15 protein-coding genes are annotated in these 19,514 nt (G+C 62.5%); 6 read left to right on the top strand and 9 right to left on the bottom strand.

All coding sequences use genetic code 11. From position 1 onward, the window contains the following. The first annotated feature begins 5 nt into the window (after window positions 1-5). Complete coding sequence (locus B5T_RS20245) at window positions 6-242, top strand: DUF3820 family protein (RefSeq protein ID WP_051015557.1); 237 nt, start codon at window positions 6-8, stop codon at window positions 240-242. Window positions 243-265: 23 nt separating this feature from the next. Beyond that, on the top strand, window positions 266-640 hold the full coding sequence (locus B5T_RS20240) for a sirohydrochlorin chelatase (protein ID WP_014996388.1): 375 nt from the start codon (window positions 266-268) through the stop codon (window positions 638-640). 178 nt (window positions 641-818) lie between these two features. Here the strand turns inward: B5T_RS20240 and B5T_RS20235 are convergent, their stop codons facing one another. The 6 genes from B5T_RS20235 to cfa all read right to left on the bottom strand — a co-directional run bounded on the left by B5T_RS20235 (window position 819) and on the right by cfa (window position 8,494). Beyond that, window positions 819-1,334 (bottom strand): hypothetical protein, encoded by a 516-nt coding sequence (locus B5T_RS20235; protein WP_014996387.1) that lies wholly within the window; start codon window positions 1,332-1,334, stop codon window positions 819-821. 342 nt (window positions 1,335-1,676) lie between these two features. Then, window positions 1,677-2,828, bottom strand: coding sequence for a lipid A deacylase LpxR family protein (locus B5T_RS20230; protein ID WP_014996386.1), 1,152 nt, complete (start codon window positions 2,826-2,828; stop codon window positions 1,677-1,679). Window positions 2,829-3,099: 271 nt separating this feature from the next. After that, entirely contained in the window at window positions 3,100-5,427 is a 2,328-nt protein-coding gene (locus B5T_RS20225) for a TonB-dependent siderophore receptor (RefSeq protein ID WP_014996385.1), read from the bottom strand. Between the two features lie 339 nt (window positions 5,428-5,766). Beyond that, on the bottom strand, window positions 5,767-6,699 hold the full coding sequence (locus B5T_RS20220; RefSeq protein WP_014996384.1) for a FecR family protein: 933 nt from the start codon (window positions 6,697-6,699) through the stop codon (window positions 5,767-5,769). A gap of 5 nt (window positions 6,700-6,704) precedes the next feature. Beyond that, complete coding sequence (locus B5T_RS20215; RefSeq protein WP_014996383.1) at window positions 6,705-7,214, bottom strand: RNA polymerase sigma factor; 510 nt, start codon at window positions 7,212-7,214, stop codon at window positions 6,705-6,707. Between the two features lie 119 nt (window positions 7,215-7,333). Beyond that, window positions 7,334-8,494, bottom strand: a complete 1,161-nt coding sequence (gene cfa / locus B5T_RS20210) for a cyclopropane fatty acyl phospholipid synthase (RefSeq protein ID WP_014996382.1) — start codon at window positions 8,492-8,494, stop codon at window positions 7,334-7,336. Window positions 8,495-8,917: 423 nt separating this feature from the next. Between cfa and B5T_RS20205 the strand changes: the two genes are divergently transcribed. Further along, entirely contained in the window at window positions 8,918-9,961 is a 1,044-nt protein-coding gene (locus B5T_RS20205; RefSeq protein ID WP_014996381.1) for a metal-dependent hydrolase, read from the top strand. Here B5T_RS20205 and B5T_RS20200 read toward each other — a convergent pair. Both B5T_RS20200 and B5T_RS20195 read right to left on the bottom strand, forming a co-directional pair. After that, entirely contained in the window at window positions 9,956-11,023 is a 1,068-nt protein-coding gene (locus tag B5T_RS20200; protein ID WP_014996380.1) for an AraC family transcriptional regulator, read from the bottom strand. The genes B5T_RS20205 and B5T_RS20200 overlap by 6 nt on opposite strands. Window positions 11,024-11,025: 2 nt before the next feature. Next, on the bottom strand, window positions 11,026-11,928 hold the full coding sequence (locus tag B5T_RS20195; protein WP_014996379.1) for a GGDEF domain-containing protein: 903 nt from the start codon (window positions 11,926-11,928) through the stop codon (window positions 11,026-11,028). A gap of 330 nt (window positions 11,929-12,258) precedes the next feature. Between B5T_RS20195 and B5T_RS20190 the strand changes: the two genes are divergently transcribed. From B5T_RS20190 to B5T_RS20180, 3 genes are read left to right on the top strand one after another with little or no spacing between them, the layout of a single operon-like run. After that, window positions 12,259-14,748, top strand: a complete 2,490-nt coding sequence (locus B5T_RS20190; RefSeq protein ID WP_014996378.1) for a TonB-dependent receptor — start codon at window positions 12,259-12,261, stop codon at window positions 14,746-14,748. 11 nt (window positions 14,749-14,759) lie between these two features. Continuing rightward, window positions 14,760-16,622, top strand: coding sequence for a phytase (locus tag B5T_RS20185; RefSeq protein ID WP_014996377.1), 1,863 nt, complete (start codon window positions 14,760-14,762; stop codon window positions 16,620-16,622). Further along, on the top strand, window positions 16,619-18,562 hold the full coding sequence (locus B5T_RS20180) for a PhoX family protein (RefSeq protein ID WP_014996376.1): 1,944 nt from the start codon (window positions 16,619-16,621) through the stop codon (window positions 18,560-18,562). Before B5T_RS20185 ends, B5T_RS20180 begins: the two co-directional genes overlap by 4 nt. Before the next feature lie 7 nt (window positions 18,563-18,569). Here the strand turns inward: B5T_RS20180 and B5T_RS20175 are convergent, their stop codons facing one another. Next, a complete protein-coding gene (locus tag B5T_RS20175; RefSeq protein WP_014996375.1) occupies window positions 18,570-19,304 on the bottom strand; it encodes a PaaX-like family protein in 735 nt (244 codons plus the stop codon). Window positions 19,305-19,514 lie beyond the last annotated feature (210 nt).

Genomic DNA, 19,514 nt, shown 5'->3' with positions numbered 1-19,514 from the left:
GCGTCATGGAATTCAAACCCGAGGATCTCAAAGCGGTGTGCCAGCGCACCATGCCGTTCGGCAAATACCAGAACTGTCCGGTCATCGATCTGCCGGAACCCTACTTGCTGTGGTTCGCCGACAAGGGCTTTCCCAAGGGCGAGCTGGGGCGGCTGATGGCCCTGGCGATGATCATCAAGGTGGAGGGCCTGGCCGAACTGGTGGCGCCGTTCCGGGGTACCGGGCCGGGAGTGGTATCATAATCGTCCCGAATCCGGAGAGCGCTATGAGCAAGGCACTGGTCGTCATGGCCCATGGCAGCCGCGCCGCGGCGGCCAACGATGAATTCCGCTCACAGGTGGAACAACTGGCACGGCGTTGCTCCGAGTTTGTCGCCGTGGTGCCCTGCTTCCTGGAGCTGGCGAGCCCGTCATTGAATGAAGCGATTCAGCAGCTCACTCACCAGCCGGTGCAGCGGGTTTTTGTTTATCCCATGTTCTTCAACGGTGGCAAACACGTTGCCCGGGATATCCCCGCCCAGGTGCGCGAGGCGCGGGAGCGTTACCCTGAATTGAACATCGAGCTGTTGGAATACCTCGGTAGCACCCCGGATCTGGCGGACCTCATGGCCCGCCATGTGGGAGAGCAAACCGCTTCTTGAATCCCTGGCCGTCGATTGGCGGTATGGCTCGCATTGGTGTCGCGGTCCTTCTCTGTATGAAAAGGACCGCTGTCGTCTCGTAATTTCTGGGCGACCGGCCCACGTGCACGCAGCCTTCCGACTTGCCGCCAAGCAGAACGCCGTCTGGTCGCATGTGGGTACGTTTCCGCGGTTGCGCTTATTCTGATTTCGTTATGACCAGTTTGGCCAGCTTGCCCAGAAACAGCTCAATGTTCTTTTTCGCTGACTTCTCATTTGCCATGCGTTGCCGCGTAACGGCGATGAGAGCTTCCTTGAACTTGACCGTCTGGGGAGCACTGATCTGGTCGCGCATCACCAGAGTGCCGGAATTCGAGTCCGTGAGGATGTAGTCCACATAGGTGGTGCTGGTCATGTGCAACCCGGCGATGGGCCGGTCCACATGCAGCAATTCCACGTTCAGATGGAAAGGACCGTTTTCCGCGTACAGCCCTTCGTTTTTCAGGGTTTGTGACAAGGCGTCCTGAAACGCATCGCTGCTGATCTCGGAGGCCCAGAGGGGGTTGGTCTTTTTGCCTCCGGTTACTTTCTCGAGTGTCACCGCGTTCATCAGGGCTGGATCGTAGCTCCTGTGCGTGTCATCGTCCTGGTAGACCATGTTTCCCATTTTTGCGGCTGACGCGCAGCCCCCCAAAAAGACGGCGATGACCGTCACGAGCACTATCTTCCTCACTATTCGCTTCCCTTTTCTTTTTGATGGTGATGCCGGGGCTAACGGCGGCTCCATCGTACTATTGATGGCGGGGGGAGGAAATGTGGGGAAAGTTGAAAAGGCAAGCGCGACGTGCCGGTGGCGCCGCGCTTTGGAGCGGGGAATCACAAACCGTGCTGACTCACATTCACCTTGGAATAGGCTTCCTTTCAGTGCGGATTCGGCAAAGCTTCGGCGCTGTCGATGTCCTCACCGGATCCACCCAGCGTTCCAGAACCGGCCGGAAATCCGACGCTAGCAACGGGAGAAGAGGCGGGTCTTGCGTGAACTGGCTGCCGGTCGGGATCAGAAGGTATGGGCGATGACCATGCCGCCCCACAGCAGGTGGCGATCGCCGGGGCCGTCCTTCAACTCGGAGCTCTGCGCGCGCAGCACATAACTGAGGCGCCAGCCGTTGTGCCAGGCCAGGGTATAGCCGAGCCAGGCTTCGCCCACCAGATGACGCACTTCATCATGGTCATAGCTAAGATCGCTGTCACGGAACTGACCTTGCAGGAAGGCGTTGTAAGCCCGCGCGGCGGTACCGATGCCTCCCCACACGTAGTGCTCCTGAACGCCACCGGGCGGATTGGCGTAGCTGGCGCCTTCGCCGTAGCGGGCCAGTTCCGGGTTGAACCGCCACCAGGGACTGCGTAGCCGCCCGGCGCGGAAGCTGAGGCTCCAGCGCGCCTCGGTCAGATAGCCGACGGATCCTTGCAGCGTGCTTTTCACTTCCAGATTGGGGTGGCCGGGTGTCAGGTACTTTTGCCGGGCCACGGTGTAGCGGGCGGTGGGTTCGCCGCCGTCGCTGATCTGATGGTTCCAGCCCCGGGCCCGGTTGCTGCCGGTGATCCGGTGCACGGTGTTCTGCGCCTCGCCCACCAGCGGCAGGCCGAGGGCGCCGACGGTGAAACTGGTGTGCCAGGCCAGGTCGCGGGTACGGTCGATCTGCTCCCGGTGGGAAGACAAATACACCAGGCTGGCGTAGGGGCGATCACCGGGCAGCAAATCCTTTATCTCGACCTCTTCCGGAGTGAACGCCTGCATGCCGAACTCAATACTGTGGCCGTCGATGCCTTCCGGTGATTGGTCGTCCACGCCCACCAGCCGGTCCAGCCACCCCAGTGGCCGGTCCAGGGAGAACCAGGCATCGGCGGCCCGGGCACCGGTGTAGGAAAAGCTGAGCCCATAGGTGTAGTCCTGATCCCGGGAGCCGGGCACCAGAATGTCGTTGTCCAGTGCCACCGACCAGGAAGCGGCCGGGCGCTCCTGTTCGGGTTGCGGGCGCGGGCGGCGTGGACGTTGTTCTTCGCCAGGCAGCATGGCCAGGCGAAGTTCGCTATCAAGACCGGGCACGGACACGGCGGGTTGGGCGTGGGCGGCGGCGGTCAGCAGGGCAAGACTGGACGCGGCGATAAGCAATAGAGGACCTCGCCGCGTTGAGGGCAACACGGTCATGGCGTCGTTTCTCCAGGGTTCATGGCCGGACGATGCCGGCGCTGCGCACTATAGGCGCTGGCCTGATGCGGGCGGTAGAACGGATCCGGAAGATCATTGCCCGATTCTGCGCGCGCTACTTGTCCTGGCAACAAGGGCTGCCGGGATGGCTATACGATGGGGGCGGACAAGGATAAGAAAAATAGAAAAAACCCGACCGGTATGATCGGGTTTCTTAATCGATGCGCGCCCTCTTGAGGAGAAACTGGAAGAAGGGTGCGTCGAACAGAGGTTAACGCAGGCGATAAGTGAGTGTGGCCATGACGCTGCGCTCGGCGCCCATGTAGCAGTAATCGAGGGAATAGCAGGACGCCACGTATTCCTTGTCCGTCAGATTGTTGACGTTGACGCGCAGATCCATGCCGTGCAGGCCGATACGGCTCAGATCGTAGCCCAGGGAAGCGTCGAACAAAGTGTAGGAAGGCACCGTTCGAGTATTGGCGCGATCCGCCACGATATCGGTGACGACCCGGGCGCCCAGCCCCACATCAAGACTGTCCAGAGCGCCGTCGTTGAACCGGTATTGTCCCCACAGGGCGGCCTGGTGACGCGGCGCCTGATTGACCCGGTTGCCCTCGATGTCCTGTTCCGCGTCCTGGTAGCGGATATCCGTATAGGTGTAGCTGGCCTGCAGCGCCAACTGGTCGGTGACCATGGTCTGCGCTTCCAGCTCCACGCCACGGGAACGGATCTGGCCGATGGGCAGATAGATCGCCGCCTGCGGCTCGCGAATGGCGACGTTTTCCTGGTCGATGTGGAACAGCGATAAGGTGTAGATCCCGCGACCGTCACGCGGTTGGTATTTCACCCCGGTTTCGTACTGGGTGCCCTCGGTGGGTTTGAGCGGATTGCCGTCTTCGTCGGTGTAGACGCTGGGATTGAACGACTCCGAATAACTGACGTAGGGGGCCAGACCGTTATCGAACAGGTAGAGCACGCCGGCACGGCCACTGAAGCGGCTGCGGTTCTGGCTGGAGCGGGCACCGCTGGCGACATCCACATTGGCGGTCCGCACCCAGTCCTGACGGCCACCCAGTGAGAAGCGCCAGTTGTCGAGACTCATGGTGTCCTGCAAGTAAATACCGGTCTGGATCAGCTTGCGGTCGTTGTCGGATGGGACGAAGTCCGCCATCGGCCCCGCGCCATAGACCGGATCGAAGGCGTCGATGGGCGGGAAAGCGCCGCTCAGCCAGAGCGCGTCCACGTCACGGTGCTGGTAGTCGAAACCCAGCAGCACGGTATGGCGCAGCCCCAATTTATCGAAGTCCGCCTGCAACTGTGTATCCACGGCATGGGCACTGAGGTGCTCGTCGGCGCCGGAGAAATAGCGGTTCAACTCATTGCTGTCGCCGACCCAGCCATAGGCGTAGACCTGCTGCAATTGCACGTCGCTTTCCAGATAGCGGTAGTTCTGCCGGAACCGGAAGGTATCGTTGAGCACGTGTTCCAGGCGGTAGCCGATCATTTTCTGGGTGCGTTCATACTGTTCATAGCCCGGCTCACCTTCGAAGAAATGCCGGGAAACATAGCGCCCGTTATGGCGATATAACGTGCCTTCCGCCGGCAGGCCGCTGTGACTGCCGCCTTCCGGGTCATCCTGGTAATAGGCCATCAGATCCAGAGTGGTGCGGTCGCTCAGATCAATGGTGAACGATGGCGCGATGGCGTGGCGCTTCTGTTCCACGTGATCAAACTGGGTGTCGCCGCCTTCGGTGAGGCCGATGATGCGGTAAGCGGCACGGTCGCCGAGCGGTCCGGCGAAGTCGAAGGCGGCGCCCAGATAATCATTATTGCCGGCACGGAACTGGATTTCCTGACGCGTCTCGAACAGCGGCTGCTTGCTGGTCAGGTTCACCAGGCCGCCGGGCGAGGCGCGGCCGTACAGCACCGAGGATGGGCCTTTGACCACTTCCACCCGCTCCAGGAAGTACGGGTCGACCTGGATCGAATTGAAGGTCCCCGGATCGCCCATGGTCTTGAGACCATCCAGGTAGATGTTGTCGATGCTGTCGTCGGAAAAGCCGCGCATCACCACATAGTCGTAGCGTTTGGAGGCGCCGATCTGATCAGTGAACACGCCGGGGGTATAGCGCAGGGCCTGCTGCACGGTTTCCGAACCCTGGGACTCGATTTGCTCGCGGCGGACCACGGAGATGGACTGCGGTGTTTCCAAAGTGGGCTGGTCGATCTTGGTGGCGGCCTGGGCGGTCACCGCCACCGTAGCCAGTACGTTGGGCCGGGCCGGGGAGTGGGCCCGGGAGCTTTGGACCGGGGCCGTTTCCAGGGTGTAGCTGCCGTCGTCGTTGCGCCGGTAGCGCAGGCCGCTGCCGGCCAGCAACTGGTCCAGCGCCGCCGTGGTGGAATAATCGCCGCGCAGGGCCGGGCTTTGTTTGCCCCGGGTCAGGGCGGTGTCGTAGATCAGCGTGACGCCGGTGGCGTCGGCCAGATCCAGCAGGGCCTGATCCAGGGACTGGGCGGGCAGGTTCAGCGGCGCCGCCTGGGCGGCGGAAGTCAGAATAACCGCGCCGAACAGGGCGGCACGCAAGGGGTTCAGACTCATGGGCGGTTCGGTTTCCTGTGCTGTGACAATTCTGCGAATGAAAATGATTTAGATTGCACTGCCGGAGAAGACGAAGCCGGTCCGGATTTCTGAACCAAGGGAGAGGAAATTTTTATCGGAGGCTGAAAATTACGATTGATGGGCCACCAACCCACATACGCGTACCACGAAAGCCGCTTTTCTCAGACCAGACTACAAGGCCGCTGTAGGAGCTTGCCCTGCAAGCGAATTCTTACAACGCAGAGAGCCATTCGCTTGCAGGGCAAGCTCCTACAGTAGCCTTGTAGTGATCTCTGAGCTCATATCTCCAGGGCCAGCTAGCGTGCCAAGGATCTGGCGTCAGCGCAGAATGATCAGACCTGGCAGCCGGTACTGATGGATCGACAGGCTGGCGGCGAGCGCGGTGAGCATGGCCTCCGGGTCAGCGGTGTCGAAGACACCGCTGACCCGCCGATGGCGGGCGTCGCCGAGTACCCAGATCGGGGTGTCCTGGTAGCGCTCCAGACGGCGGGCCACCTCCTCCAGGGGCAGATCGCGCACGATCAGACGCCCGCGTGTCCAGGCCTCGGCCCGCGCCGCGTCGACGTTGACCGGATCCTGCAGCCCGCCGTCTTTCCAGCGTACCGCCTGACCGGGGTTGAGGGTTTCCCGGTGCCGCCGATCGCTGGCCAGTACCTGTCCCTCGATGACGGTGAGCAGGACGTCGTCACCTTCGCGGGCGACATTGAAGCGGGTCCCGGTGACGCGAATGCGGGCATCACCGGCCTGCACGGTGAACGGCCGCTGGCGATCCGGGGCCACCTGGAACAGGGCCTCGCCGCGCAGCAGCTCTATGTGGCGGCTGACGGCGTCCAGGTGCCAGTTGGCGGCGCTGTTGCCATTCAGAACCAGGTGGCTGCCGTCGGCCAGTTCGCGGGAAAGCTGCTCGCCGGCGGCGGTGCGCAGGTCCGCCTGCCACAGCCGCCATGGGGACTGCCCGAGGAGCACCAGGGCCAGTACCACGGCGGCAGCCAGCGCCAGCGGCAGGAGCCGGCGCTGACGCCTTGGCGCGGCCATTTCTGCCCCGTTATCAAGGGACGCGCCGTCGAGGGAGAGGGAGCCCAGGTGTCCCCACAAGGTCTGGGCGCGCTGGTAGGCCGCCTCGTGGGCCGGGCTGCGCCGGCGCCAGCAGTCCAGGTCCTGGTGGTCCTGTTCCCGGGCCCGGCCGGAATGCAGGTGTGCGAGCCAGCGGTTGGCTTCCTGATCTAGCGGTGGAGGGCGGTGTTCCGGCATCGGGTTCATCCTTGCGCTTCCCGGGCCAGGCGCGCCTGGCAATGGTTTAGGGCGCGCAGAATATACTTGCCGACCATCCGTTCGGATACCCCGAGCCGGCCGGCGATCTCCTTTTGCGTGAGCCCTTCCAGGCGATTCCACAGCAGGGCCTGGCGCACATGATGGGGCAGTTCGCCGAGCGCTTCACGCAGGCTGTCGAGCACCTGGGCGTCGCTGGCGGCGGTTTCCGGGTCCGGGGCGGGGCTTTCCAGGTCCTCGGCTGCCTCCTGCAGGGTGATGGAGGCGGGTTGGCCGTTTTGCTGGCGCAGGTGATCGATGAGCAGGTTACGGGCGATGCGGAACAGGAAGGCGCGGGGGTTGTCCAGTGCTTGATGGCGCGGCACCCGGCGCAGGCGCAGATACACTTCCTGGCATAACTCGGCGGCCAGTTCCGGTGATTGCAGACGCCGGTTCAGATAGCCGGTGAGTTCCGCCGCATGCTGCTGGAACAGATGGTCGCGGGGATCCGCTTGCATGGAGGTCCGCCCGGATTACGTTAAATGATAATGATTCCGAATTCAGGGCGCAATTATGCCGATATCCCCGCCCGGGCGCCAGCGGCACCCGAGCAGAGAAGAGCGCAGAGCGGAGAACATCAACGAGGGGCGTGATAGGTGCGGGAGCGCTGGCCGGGCTTGCTGAACACCCATTGCCACAGCTGAATGTGGCGGGCGCGGAAGCCGCCGGCGCAGACATTCAGGTAATAGTGCCACATGCGGAAGAAGCGATCGTCGTAGCGGTCCTTGAGCTGATCCCAGTTGGCCTGGAAGTTGGCGTCCCAGGCTTTCAGGGTCTTGGCGTAGTCGGGGCCGAAGTTCTGTATATCCTCCACCACATAGAAGGGCTCGGCGGCGCGGGCGATCTGTTTGATCGAGGGCAGCTCACCGTTGGGGAAAATATACTTGTCGATCCAGGCATCATGGGCGGCGCTGCTGAGGTTGTTGCCAATGGTATGCAGCAGCATCAGGCCGCGCTCCTTGAGCAGGTTGGCGGCGGTTTTCATGAAGGTGTGATAGTTGCGGCGCCCGACGTGCTCGAACATGCCCACCGACACCACCCGGTCGTAGTGTCCGGTGACGGTGCGGTAATCCTTGAGCATGATCTCAACCGGCAGTGTCTTGCAGCGCTCGCGGGCCAGAGCCGCCTGTTCGCCGGAGACGGTGACGCCATGGGCGCGCACGCCGTAATGGCGGGTGGCGTGCTCCACCAGCGACCCCCAGCCGCAACCGATGTCGAGCAGGGTCATGCCCGGCTCCAGCTCCAGTTTTCGGCAGATCAGATCAAGCTTGGCCTGCTGGGCTTCGTGCAGGGTGGCTGCGTCCTTCCAGTAGCCGCAGCTGTAGGCCATGGTCGGATCCAGCATCAGTTGAAACAGATGGTTGTCCAGATCGTAGTGTTTCTCCGCCACTTGCCGGGAGCGGCGCAGGCTTTGCCGGTTGCGTAGCGCATAGCCGGCCAGTTGTACCGCCACCATCCAGCGCGGCTGACTGATGCCGTCGGCGCCGGCGCGCAGGATGCGGGTAATGAATTCATCGATGGCGTCACAGTCCCACCAGCCGTCCATGTACGATTCGCCAAGCCCGAGGGAACGTTGCGCGGCGAATCGGGACAAAGTATCGGGATGGTGAAGGTGCAGATCCCAGGGACGCCGGCCATTGATCTGAATGTCGGCGTTGGCGAGGATCTCGGAAATCATCGCGTCGATGGAGCGGGAACCGGTGTGGGTGGTGTCGTCCCGGCTGCGTGAACCTAACATACAGTGCCTCCCTTCGGGTGATGAACTGCATGGGTCACGGGCTGCAGCTTGGCTGCCCATTGCCCTGATTATTGTGCGACGATGAAGCGTGTTTCCCTGCCGGATGTCACCGTCATCCGGGAACGGCGGATGCAGTACTACACGGCTCCGGCCGCCCCGGGGTCGTGCCAATCGTCGATTGGCGGTGGCCTCTCCCTGTGCCATGGCGCAATAATCCGATTCTTCGCACGGGCGGATTAAACGCGCGTTCCCCATTCTTTGACGGTCTGATCACGGGTGCAAGCCCTTCGTTATCGCTTCGCTGTTTGAGTGCCTGATTTTTTTCAAATTAATTCATGGGGTTATCGCCGTTATGTATCAAAACTATGGGATTCATAGGCGTGGCCGTCCGAGCCGGAAAAGGCAAGAGAGGAAGGAAAAGCAATGGATTCTCTGACTCAGGCGGTCCTGGGGGGAGCCTTGGGCGGCGCCGTTTTGGGGCGCCGTTTCCCGCGTGGCGCGATCCTCGGCGGGGCGCTGCTGGCGACCTTGCCGGATCTGGATGTGTTGATCGATTACGGCAGCGCGGTGGCGAATTTTTCCGAGCACCGCGGTTTCAGCCACTCCTTGCTGGTGCTGACGCCTTGTGCGCTGCTGCTGGCGATCCTGTTGTCTCGCCGTTGGCGTGATGTGTCGCTGGCGCGCTGGTGGGCGTTCACCGCTCTGGTATTGCTTACCCATCCCCTGCTGGATGCTTTTACCACCTATGGCACCCAATTGTGGTGGCCCCTTGGGGAACCAGTGGCGTTGAGCAGTGTGTTCATTATCGATCCGTTGTACACCCTGCCATTGCTATTGGCGGTGTTGGTGGCGCTGTGGCGGCCGCCGTCGCGGCGGGCGTTGGCGTTGGGGCTGACGCTGTCCAGCGCCTATCTGATCTGGAGTCTGGCCGCCCAGCATTGGATGACACAGCGGGTGCGCGCCGAACTGGCCGGTATCGGCATCACGCCACAGCGGCTGCTGGTGCAGCCCATGCCGTTCTCGACTCTGCTTTGGCGGGCCACCGCACTGACCGATGATCAGCGCCTGGAAATGGTCACCGGTGTATTGGATCACCCAGGCAGCATGACGTTGGAACGGTTTCCGCGTCATCGGGAGCTTGAGGCGGTCGCCGCCGGGCTGCCGGAAGCGCGACGGCTGGTCTGGTTTACCGGTGGTCTGCTGGATTATCAGCGCGAGCAGGAACAACTGGTGGTGACGGACGTCCGCCTTGGGGTTCCGGGCGCCCATCCGTTCCGTTTTGTGCTGGCGGCATTTGATGGTGATGACTGGCGGCCTTTGCCAAGCACTCGTCTGAGCGACGTCAGAATCCATGATGGAATGTGGTCGACATTGTGGCGGCGCACGTTCGCCATCAAACCCGTGCTTTGTCTGCGTACCCTGCAACTGGGAGAGGCGCCGACGGATTGCCTGGACACGGCACTATAGCGGTTTCAGCGTGGTCATGGCGCGATCCACCAACTGTTGGCAGGCGCGCGGGGTGAGGCCGGTCCAGCGTTTGAACGAGCGGCGGAAATTGGTGTTGTCGTTGAAGCGTAAATAGCGCGCCACCTGCTCACTGTTGTAGCCGTAAAACTGCAAGAGATGCAGAGCGGTATGCTTGCGCGCCCGATCCAGCAGATCCTGAAAGTGAGTGCCGTGGTGTTTGAGTTTGCGTTTTAACGTGGCTGGACTCAGGCCCAACTCCCGCGCGGTGGTATCCAGGGACGGTGGCTCGCGGATACGCTCGATCAGCGTCAGATAGAGTTGGTGAACCAGACTGGTGTCGCATCCCAGGGCCAGCTGTTGTTCGCGGCATTGTTGCTCGGAAACCGCCCGCGCGGTGTGCGAGCCCCTGGGCCAGGGCTGATTCAGATAGTGGGCGGGAATCAGCATGGCATCCATCTGCGCCTCGAAGTACAGCTGGGCGCCGAGGTAAACCTGATAGTGCTCCGGATAGTCCGGTTGTGGGTAACTGAATTGGAAGGTCCACGGCAACGGGCCGCCGCTGAGCCAGCGGGTCACCGAGGCCAGGGCCGACATCATGCTCTCCACCAGAAACCGGTACTCATTCCCCGCGCCACAGCTGTCCAGCCACTGCACGCAACAATATTCGCCAGTACGGATGATGCGGGGCGCCAGTAGTGGTGTGATCAGAGGCTGATAATCCTCCAGCGTGATGAGCGCTTGATCCAGATGGGCGGCGTTGCCGAGCAGCGTGCTGATCGCGCCATAGTGGCCGGGAAGCAGTGTCTGCCCATAGCGGAAGCCGAGCTCGGGATCCGGGTGCAGGCGGCGAATGTTATGCACCAGTTGCAGGTATTGGCGCGGCGACAAACGCGCGCTGGTATCCAGAAGATCGTCGGGAAACAGGCCGGTATGTCTGAGCGCCTTGTGATCGTCCAGCCCCTGTTCGCGCACCATTTCCAGCAACAGCGCCGGGTGATGGTGACAGGGGATGAAGCGGCTGTCCCGCTGATAACCCATGTAATGCTGAAGGTCGCCGTGCATGATCAGGCCGCGATGTTCGCCGCCCGCCGCCGGCGGACTTCATCCAGATCCCGGTTGGCGCGTTCCAGCCAGGCCTCGGGGGTGTCCGCGCCGGCTTCGGTGACGGCCGTCACCAGCCGTGAATAATGGGTGCCGCCCTGGCCGCTCTTGAAGGCGAAAGCCGCCACCGCCTGCTCCAGTTCCCGCGCCAGATCCAGCGCCCGCCTGGCATCGATATCGGTCAGTAACGCCGCGAAACGGTGGCCGGCGTAGCGGCACAGCAGGTCGTTGCGGCGCAGGTTCAGCAACAGTAATTCGGCCACTTCCTGCAGCAGCCGTTGGCCGTCCCGCTCGCCGAGATGACGGCGAGCGGCATCGAAGTCCGGCAATTCCATCATCAACAGAACAGGAGGGGCGGCACAACGGGACGCGAGGGCCAGATGCTCGCGCAGATAACCGGCCCGGGTGAGCGGGGTCAGACGATCAAAATCCCGATGCTCCCGGAACAGCTTTTCCCGCTTGCGCAGTTGATCGCAGATCGCCTGTTGCTCCTTGTGCCAGTGATACAGACCCAGCGTCAGCAGCAACATGCCCACCGGCATGGCTCCGGATTCCAGCCAGTGATCCCAGACTATGGTGGCCGGCAGTTGAATGACCTCGTCCATGACATCCTGCCAGTAGGCCACGAAAATGCCGCTGAGCCCCAGTGCCAAAAGGTTGGTGACACGGCCGGCGGGCCGGCTGTTGAGCATCAGGGCCAGCCAGATCAGAACCAGCAGGGCGGCGCCGCCTTCGCCGGCGATATCCAGCCAGACCACCTCTGCCATCGGTTTCAGGGTGCCGGTCAATGCATTGAGCGCCAGTATCGCCGAGGCGATGGTCAGCAGAGCAAACCACTTCCATCGATGCAGTGCGAATCCCCACATCCGTTTTTACTCCTTTTTGAACTCCTGTCCTTCCTACGCCGCGGGCATTGCACCGGCGTGACAGGATCGGTGCGGTCGCCGCAGGGGGTCGGATCAGCTCATGGTATCGGTGATTTTGCCGTGTTGAATCGGGCAAGCGCCTCGCAGGCAGTGGCTCCAGTGCCGGTAAATCGCCCGGACGAGAGGGTGCGATCAGCTCAACGGGGGCCGGAAATGGCGCCGGAAGCCCTGATAACAAAGGGTTTGGCGGTTGGGTGTAACGGAAGTGACATGGCCTCTGCCTAGGTTCCGTGCAACGCGGATGACGTTGCTGACTGCCTTGGGGGACACATGACCCGCTATCAATTGAATACACCTGTTTTGAAACGTACGTTACTGGCCTCGGTGATCGGCGCCCTGGCGCAGGGTGCCGGCGCCGAAGAGAGCGCGGAGAGCCACCGTCTGCGGGCGGTGGAAGTGGTCGGTCAAAGCGCCAGTGTGGAAGAGGCGCTGGCCAGCCAGCGGGCGGCCGACAACATCCAGACCACGGTGAGCGCCGATGCCATCGGTCAGTTGCCGGACACCAACGTGTCGGAATCACTGCAACGCCTGCCCGGTGTGTCCATCGAACGGGATCAGGGCGAGGGCCGCTTCGTGCGGGTGCGTGGTCTGGCGCCGGATTACAACGCGGTGGCTGTGGACGGGATACAGATTCCGGCGCCGGAGGCGGGGCGTCGGGCGGTGGCTCTGGATGTGGTGCCGGCGGATCTGCTGGAATCGCTCACCGTGGTCAAGACCCTGACCCCGGACATGGACGCCAATTCCCTCGGCGGGACGGTACAGGTGCGCAGCCTGTCCGCCTTCGACCGCCCGGGCCTTTACTATTCGGTGACCGGAAAGGGCAGTTACAACGAGCTGATGGATGAAACCAGCCCGGAATTGTCCGCCGCTTTCAGTAATCGTTTCAGTATCGGTTCCGGAGAAGACAACTTTGGCGTAGCGGCGGCATTCAGCTGGTCCGAGCGTGACTTCGGCTCCGACAACGTGGAAACCGGTGGCGGCTGGGACTTCGATGACGGTGATGCGCGGCTGGAGGAATTCGAACAGCGGGATTACACCATCACTCGGGAACGGCTCGGTCTGGCGTTGAACTTCGATTACCTGCCCAACGACAACAGCCGCTATTACTTGCGTACCCTGCACAGCCGTTTCCGGGATGAGGAAATCCGTCAGGCCAACGTGTTCGGCTTCGAGGAAGCCATGGCGCCCAACGAAACCGGCGCCGTGGAAGTACAGAAAGAGCTGAAGAACCGCGAGGAAACCCAGAAGATCACCTCGGTGGTGTTCGGCGGTGAGCAACGCTGGAATGACTGGGCCATGGAGTACCGTATCGGTCACAGTCGGGCCAGCGAGGACGAGCCCCGCCATACCGGTGGCGCCGTGTTTGCCGCCGAGTTCGACGATGGCGGCTATTACGGCGGTCATAAACCCCGCCCGGTTTTTCCGTCTGGTTTTTTCGACGATGCCCTGTATGAACTGGACGAAGTGGAGGTCGCCCAGAGTAACACCAAGGACCGGCAAACCGATCTGAAGCTGGATTTCACCCGTGATCTGATGTGGAACCAGCACTTCGCCACCCTCAAGTTCGGCGGCAAGGTGGCCCGCCGGGACAAGGAGTCCGACGCCGAAACCTGGATCTACGAGCCCGAGGGCAATCTGTCGGACTTCGCCAAGGACGTGGACTACGGGCTGGGTGAGATGGGATCGGGCGTCGACACCGGCGTAGACGGTCTGCTCAGCGGTCTCGGCGAACGGGATGATGAGGAATCCACCATCGAGGATTACGACATCTCCGAGGACAGCCGGGCGGCCTATGTGATGGGCACCGTGGACGTGGGGGATCTGCGTGTCCTGGGCGGGGTGCGCTATCAGAGCACGGACTTCTCCGCCAGAGGGTACGGCGTGGAGGATGGCGATATCGTCGCCAACCGCTTCGACGAGGACGAACAGCACTGGCTGCCGGCGCTACATCTGCGTTACCGGTTGGGAGCGGATACTCAGCTCCGGGCGGCGTTCACCCAGAGTGTGGTGCGGCCCACCTTCGAGCAATTATCGCCGGGTTATGAAATCGACGGTGACGAGGCCAGTTTCGGCAATCCGGCGCTCAAGTCCCTGCAAGCGGACAACTACGATCTGGGCATTGAGCATTACCTGGGACGCGCCGGCGTGGTGTCCGCGTTCCTGTTCTATAAGGATCTGAAGAATTTCGTTTATCGCACCGATGTGGGCGGTGCCGCCGGCTATGAGATGTACGACGAGGCGGAGACATTTGAAAATGGCGACAGCGCATCCTTGTACGGTCTGGAGCTGGCCTACTCGAAAACCTTCAGTGGTCTGCCCGCGCCGTTTAACGGTCTGCTGATCGGCGCCAACGCCACCCTGGTCGATTCCGAGGCACGTATTCGCGCCTACGACGAGGACGCTGGAGGGTACCGGGATCGCACCATCGCTCTGCCGAGCCAGTCGGATCTGACCGCCAATCTGATGGTGGGTTACGAGACCCGCAAGCTCAGCCTGCGGCTGGCCGCCAACTACACCGGGAACTATCTTCAGGAAGTGCAGGATCCTCTGGACAAACGCTATGACATTCACGTGGACGATCACGTGCAACTGGATTTCACCGGTCATTATTTCCTGACGGAACGGCTGCAACTGACCTTCGAGGCGATCAACCTCACCGACGAACCCTTCTATGCCTACACCGGCAGGGAACGCTACAACGCGCAGTATGAAGAGTACGGCGCCACCTACAAACTGGGCCTGTCGCTGAAGCACTACTAAGGAGCCATTGAATGAGACTGATGGAAAAAACACGGTGGCTGGCGGTGGTGCTCTGCGGTGGTCTGGGATTGGCGGGCTGCGCTATGGATCGTGTGGCGGAATCCGAGTGGCGGAGCTGGGAACCGGAGCGGCAATTCCAGGATCTTTGGCTGGCGCCGGGCACCCGCCAGTGGGCGGCGCTGGATCAACGGGGCGGGCTCTGGATCAACGGCGAACGGCAGTCGACCACCTACCGGGGCTATCAGCATCTGGATGGCCGTGTGATGGCTCCGGGAGACTGGCGCCTGGCATTGGCGGAGCAGAGCAGCAATGAAGTGCGTGTCCTGACCATCCGTGATGGCCGGGTCACGGCAGGCAGTACCCTCCCCGCTCCGGACTATGAAGTGGCCGGTCTCTGTCTGTATCAGGACCGGGACGGTCTGTTGTCGGTATTTCTGCTGGATGAGCGGGGCGGTGCCGACCAGTGGTTGATCGGTGAGGGAGCGGTGGCGGCGCTGCGCCATCTGGTATTGCCGCCGGAGGTTCAGGCCTGCCGGGTAGACGACCGTGACGGTGACCTCTACGTCAGCGAGGAGCAGGTTGGTGTCTGGCGTTATGCCGCCGATGCCGAGCGGGACGCCGAGCGCCGGGTGGTGGATATGGTGGCGCCCCGAGGCGGGTTACAGCAGGGCGCCGCCGGTCTGGCGGTGATTCCGGATGGGCTGGCGGTGCTGGACAAGGATACCGGGACCTTGCACCTGTATCGCGACGGCGAACCGGTGGGAGAGGCGATAAAGGTGCCGGCTCAGAAGGAACCGGAAAAACTGGCGGCGACCTGGCGGGACGGAAAGCTGACCCTGGTGGTACTGGACGACGAAGGAAGTGCCGCCCAGACCATGACGCTGCCCTGGCGGGGGACGAACCAGGCTTCCGGCGACACGGATATGGCGGTGGTGCACGCGGTGGCACAAACCGATCCGGTGGCCCGTTTCGGTGACGCCGCGGATGATCCGGCGATCTGGCTGCACCCTGAAAAACCGGAGCTCGGCCGGGTGCTCGGCACCGATAAAAAGGCGGGTTTGTACGTTTACGATCTGCTCGGCCAAACCCGGCAGTTCCTGCCCGTGGGGCGGCTCAACAATGTGGACGTGCGCGGTGACTGGGCGGTGGCCAGCAACCGGGATCATGACAGCCTCCAGGTGTTTCGCATCGACACCGAAGGCAACGTCTCCAACGCCGGTGAAATCGAAACCACGCTCAAGGACATTTACGGTTTATGTCTTTATCAAGCCGGTGTCGATGAGTTGCATGCCATCGCCAACGGCAAAAATGGCGAGTTTGAGCAGTATCGCCTGGACCTCACCGGCGAGGCGCCCTCGGCGATTCTGGCACGGCGTTTCCGGGTGGACAGCCAGCCGGAGGGATGCGTGGCCGATGAGATGACCGGCCAACTGTTTGTCGGCGAGGAGGATCGAGCGGTGTGGACACTGCCGGCCGATCCCGGCTCGCCGGGCACGCTGACCAAAGTCATGGCCGTGGGTGAGAAACTGGTGGCCGATATTGAAGGGCTGGCGATTTACGCCGGCGAGCACCACCGTTATCTGGTGATTTCCAGTCAGGGCAACGACAGTTATGTGGTGCTGGACGCCCTGCCACCTTATGCCTACCGGGGACGGTTCCGCATTGCTTTGGATTCACGGCGCGGCGTGGACGGCGTGTCGGAGACCGATGGTCTGGAAGTGACCTCCGCCAATCTGGGTGGTGCTTACGGAGAAGGGCTGCTGGTGGTTCAGGATGGGCGCAACCGGTTGCCGCAGGCGCCGCAAAACTTCAAGTACGTGCCCTGGTCGGCGGTACGTGAGGCGTTGAACCTGACCAGGGAGGCGCGGCCATGAGCGGGGAATGGCGAACCGATGCCGAGGACTGGGAAACACAGGACGATCACCCGGTGCTCCGGAGCACCGGGGGACATTGGCTCAGTCTGACCCGGCGCGGTGTGCTCAAGGGTGGCCTGGGGGTGGCGGCGGTCTTTGTCGGAGGCTGCGCGATGACCGGTGGCGCGCGGCCACGCATCGGATTCACGCCGCTGCCGGCGCAAACCAATCCCGACTTTGATGCTGTACAGGTGCCGGCGGGATATCGCGCGGTGCCTTTCTACAGCTGGGGGGATCCGATTGATGCCGAGGCACCACGGTGGCGCGCGGATGCCGGTAACGATTGGCGCGATCAGCTGCGGCAGGCCGGCGATAACCATGACGGGATGCACTATTTTCCGTTTCCGGATAATCCCAACGGGCACGGGTTGCTGGTGATCAATCATGAAAAAGTGGCGACGGATTTCCTGCATCCACGGGGCGCCACGGTACTTCAGGACGAACAGGGCAGGCCGCGCCGGCCCGGCGAAGAAGTGAACAAAGAACTGGCCGCCCACGGTGTCAGCGTCATCGAGATCGCCAAGGACCGCGCCGGTCAGTGGCGGCGAATCATGACGTCGTCCTATAACCGTCGCATCAGCGGTTTGACGCCGATGATACTGAGCGGTCCGGCGGCGGGGGCCGAAGCCATGTGCACCGCCTCGGATCCCACCGGGCGCCGGGTGATTGGCACGTTCGCCAATTGCGCGCTGGGCTACACCCCCTGGGGCACTTATCTGGCCTGTGAGGAAAACTGGCCGAACTACTTCGTCAATCGGGACGCGGAGGATTATCAGCGGCGTCCGCAACAGGCCCGCTACCGGCTCAGTCAGGGCGAGCGCAGTAACTATTATTTGTGGGAAACCGCGCAATCCCGCTTCGACGCCACGCCGGACCGCTCCCTGCCTCACCAGGGTGAGGTCAATGAACCGAACCGGTTCGGCTGGGTGGTGGAAATCGATCCCTTCGACCCGAACAGCACACCGGTGAAGCGTACCGCCATGGGACGGCTGGTGCGTGAATGCGCCACGCCTTCGCTGGCCGATGACGGGCGCATGGCGTTTTACTTCGGGGATGACACTCGCGGTGAGTACATCTACAAATTCGTGCCCCGTGATCGTTACCGCGCGGATGATCCCGGCGCCAACCGGGAGCTGCTGGATCACGGCACTTTGTATGTGGCGGTATTCCATGATGACGGCCGAGGTGAATGGCGGCCCTTGCGGCACGGTCAGGGGCCGCTCAACGCCGCCAATGGCTTCCCGGATCAGGCGGCCGTGCTGATCAACGCGCGCGGCGCCGCGGATCTGCTCGGCGCTACCCGCATGGACCGGCCCGAATGGGTGGCGGTGCGGCCCGGCAGCCGCGAGGTTTACGTTACGCTGACCAATAACGATGAGCGCGGTGTCGATGACGGGCAACCGGTGAACGCCGCCAATCCCAGGCCCAGGAACCTGCACGGACAGATTCTGCGCTGGCGGGAGCGGGACAATGATCCCGCCGCCACGGTTTTTGATTGGGCGCTGTTTTTATTGGCGGGTTACCCCGCCGGCAGTGACGCGCCGGCCCACCAGTGGGGCACGATCCAGGGGGACGTGTTCTCCTCGCCGGACGGATTGTGGTTCGATCCGGCGGGGCGTCTCTGGATCGAAACCGATTACGACGACGAAAGCCCGGATCACCAGGCCATGGGAACCAATCAGCTGTTGTGCGCGGACCCGGACAGCGGCGAGGTGCGTCGTTTTCTGGTCGGGCCACGGGGATGCGAAATCACCGGCATCACCGGCACGCCGGATGGGCGGACCTTGTGGATCAATGTGCAGCATCCGGGGATCAGCTATCCGGCCAGCGATGGCCGCACCCGCCCCCGTTCCACCACGGTGTTGATCACACGCGACGACGGCGGCGAGATCGGCACCTAGCCAGCGCCTAGTCGATGCCCATGTAACGAAACCACAGCGTGCGACCGGTACTGATGAAGTGGGGCAGCAACTGGATCACCTCGCCACGCGGTGATGGACCGGTCCATTCTTCCGGCAATAACGGGTCGGTGTTGAGGATCTTGGTGGCGGCCCGGCCCACGCGCAAAAAACGCGCGCACAGGACTTTGTCGGGGGCGGTGCCGGCGGGGGCCTGGTCAAGCAGCCGACACATTTCATCACGGACCTTCTCGAGCAGGGTGTGACGGCGCCGAAAATCCCACAAACCGGGCCTGGGGGTGACCGACAACTGATCGGCATGCAGCAGCACGGTTTGCGGAGCCATGCCCAATGCCTGCAACTGCTGTTTCAGGTCGGAGAAGCTCAGTGACAGGTTGGCGGGGCGGACGAAAAGATCCCGTTGCACCTCGGCGAACCCCCTTTGCCAAAGGGCTCTCTCATGTTCCCGCCAGCCGCTGCGGTTGGAACGCGACACCTGGTGGGTGACCGCCACCCACCAATCCTCCCTCCAAGGGCACAGCAACTCACTCAGAGCCCGCCAACGGCCCTGTTCCCGGGCCCAGGGGGCGTTTTCCGCCAATCGCCAGCTGCCGCGTCGGGGACTGGTGATGGCGCCCTGCGTGGACAAACGGCTCACCGCCACACGAACGGCGCCGGCCTTGAACCCCATGATGTCACCGCCCTGGGCCAGCGCCACGGAGGTCAGCGCGGTGTCTCCGGCCACGGCGAGCATATCCAGGACCAGCGTTCTGGGGGTCAATTCCGCTAGTTTGGTGAGCGAGGGGATTGACGGTCGTCCCCGGGGAGTTACATCATCTTTCATTGATTCCACTTTTGAGTAACAAGTGTTGTGTGGCCGGGGAGTAGTATCCCATGAAATCCAATCGTCTTACTTACTCGCTTGAAGGCCGGGTTGCCACCTGGAATTGAAGGA

This window comes from Alloalcanivorax dieselolei B5 (assembly GCF_000300005.1).
GTDB classification, from domain to species: domain Bacteria; phylum Pseudomonadota; class Gammaproteobacteria; order Pseudomonadales; family Alcanivoracaceae; genus Alloalcanivorax; species Alloalcanivorax dieselolei.
This window is presented reverse-complemented; position numbering and strand designations above follow the sequence as displayed.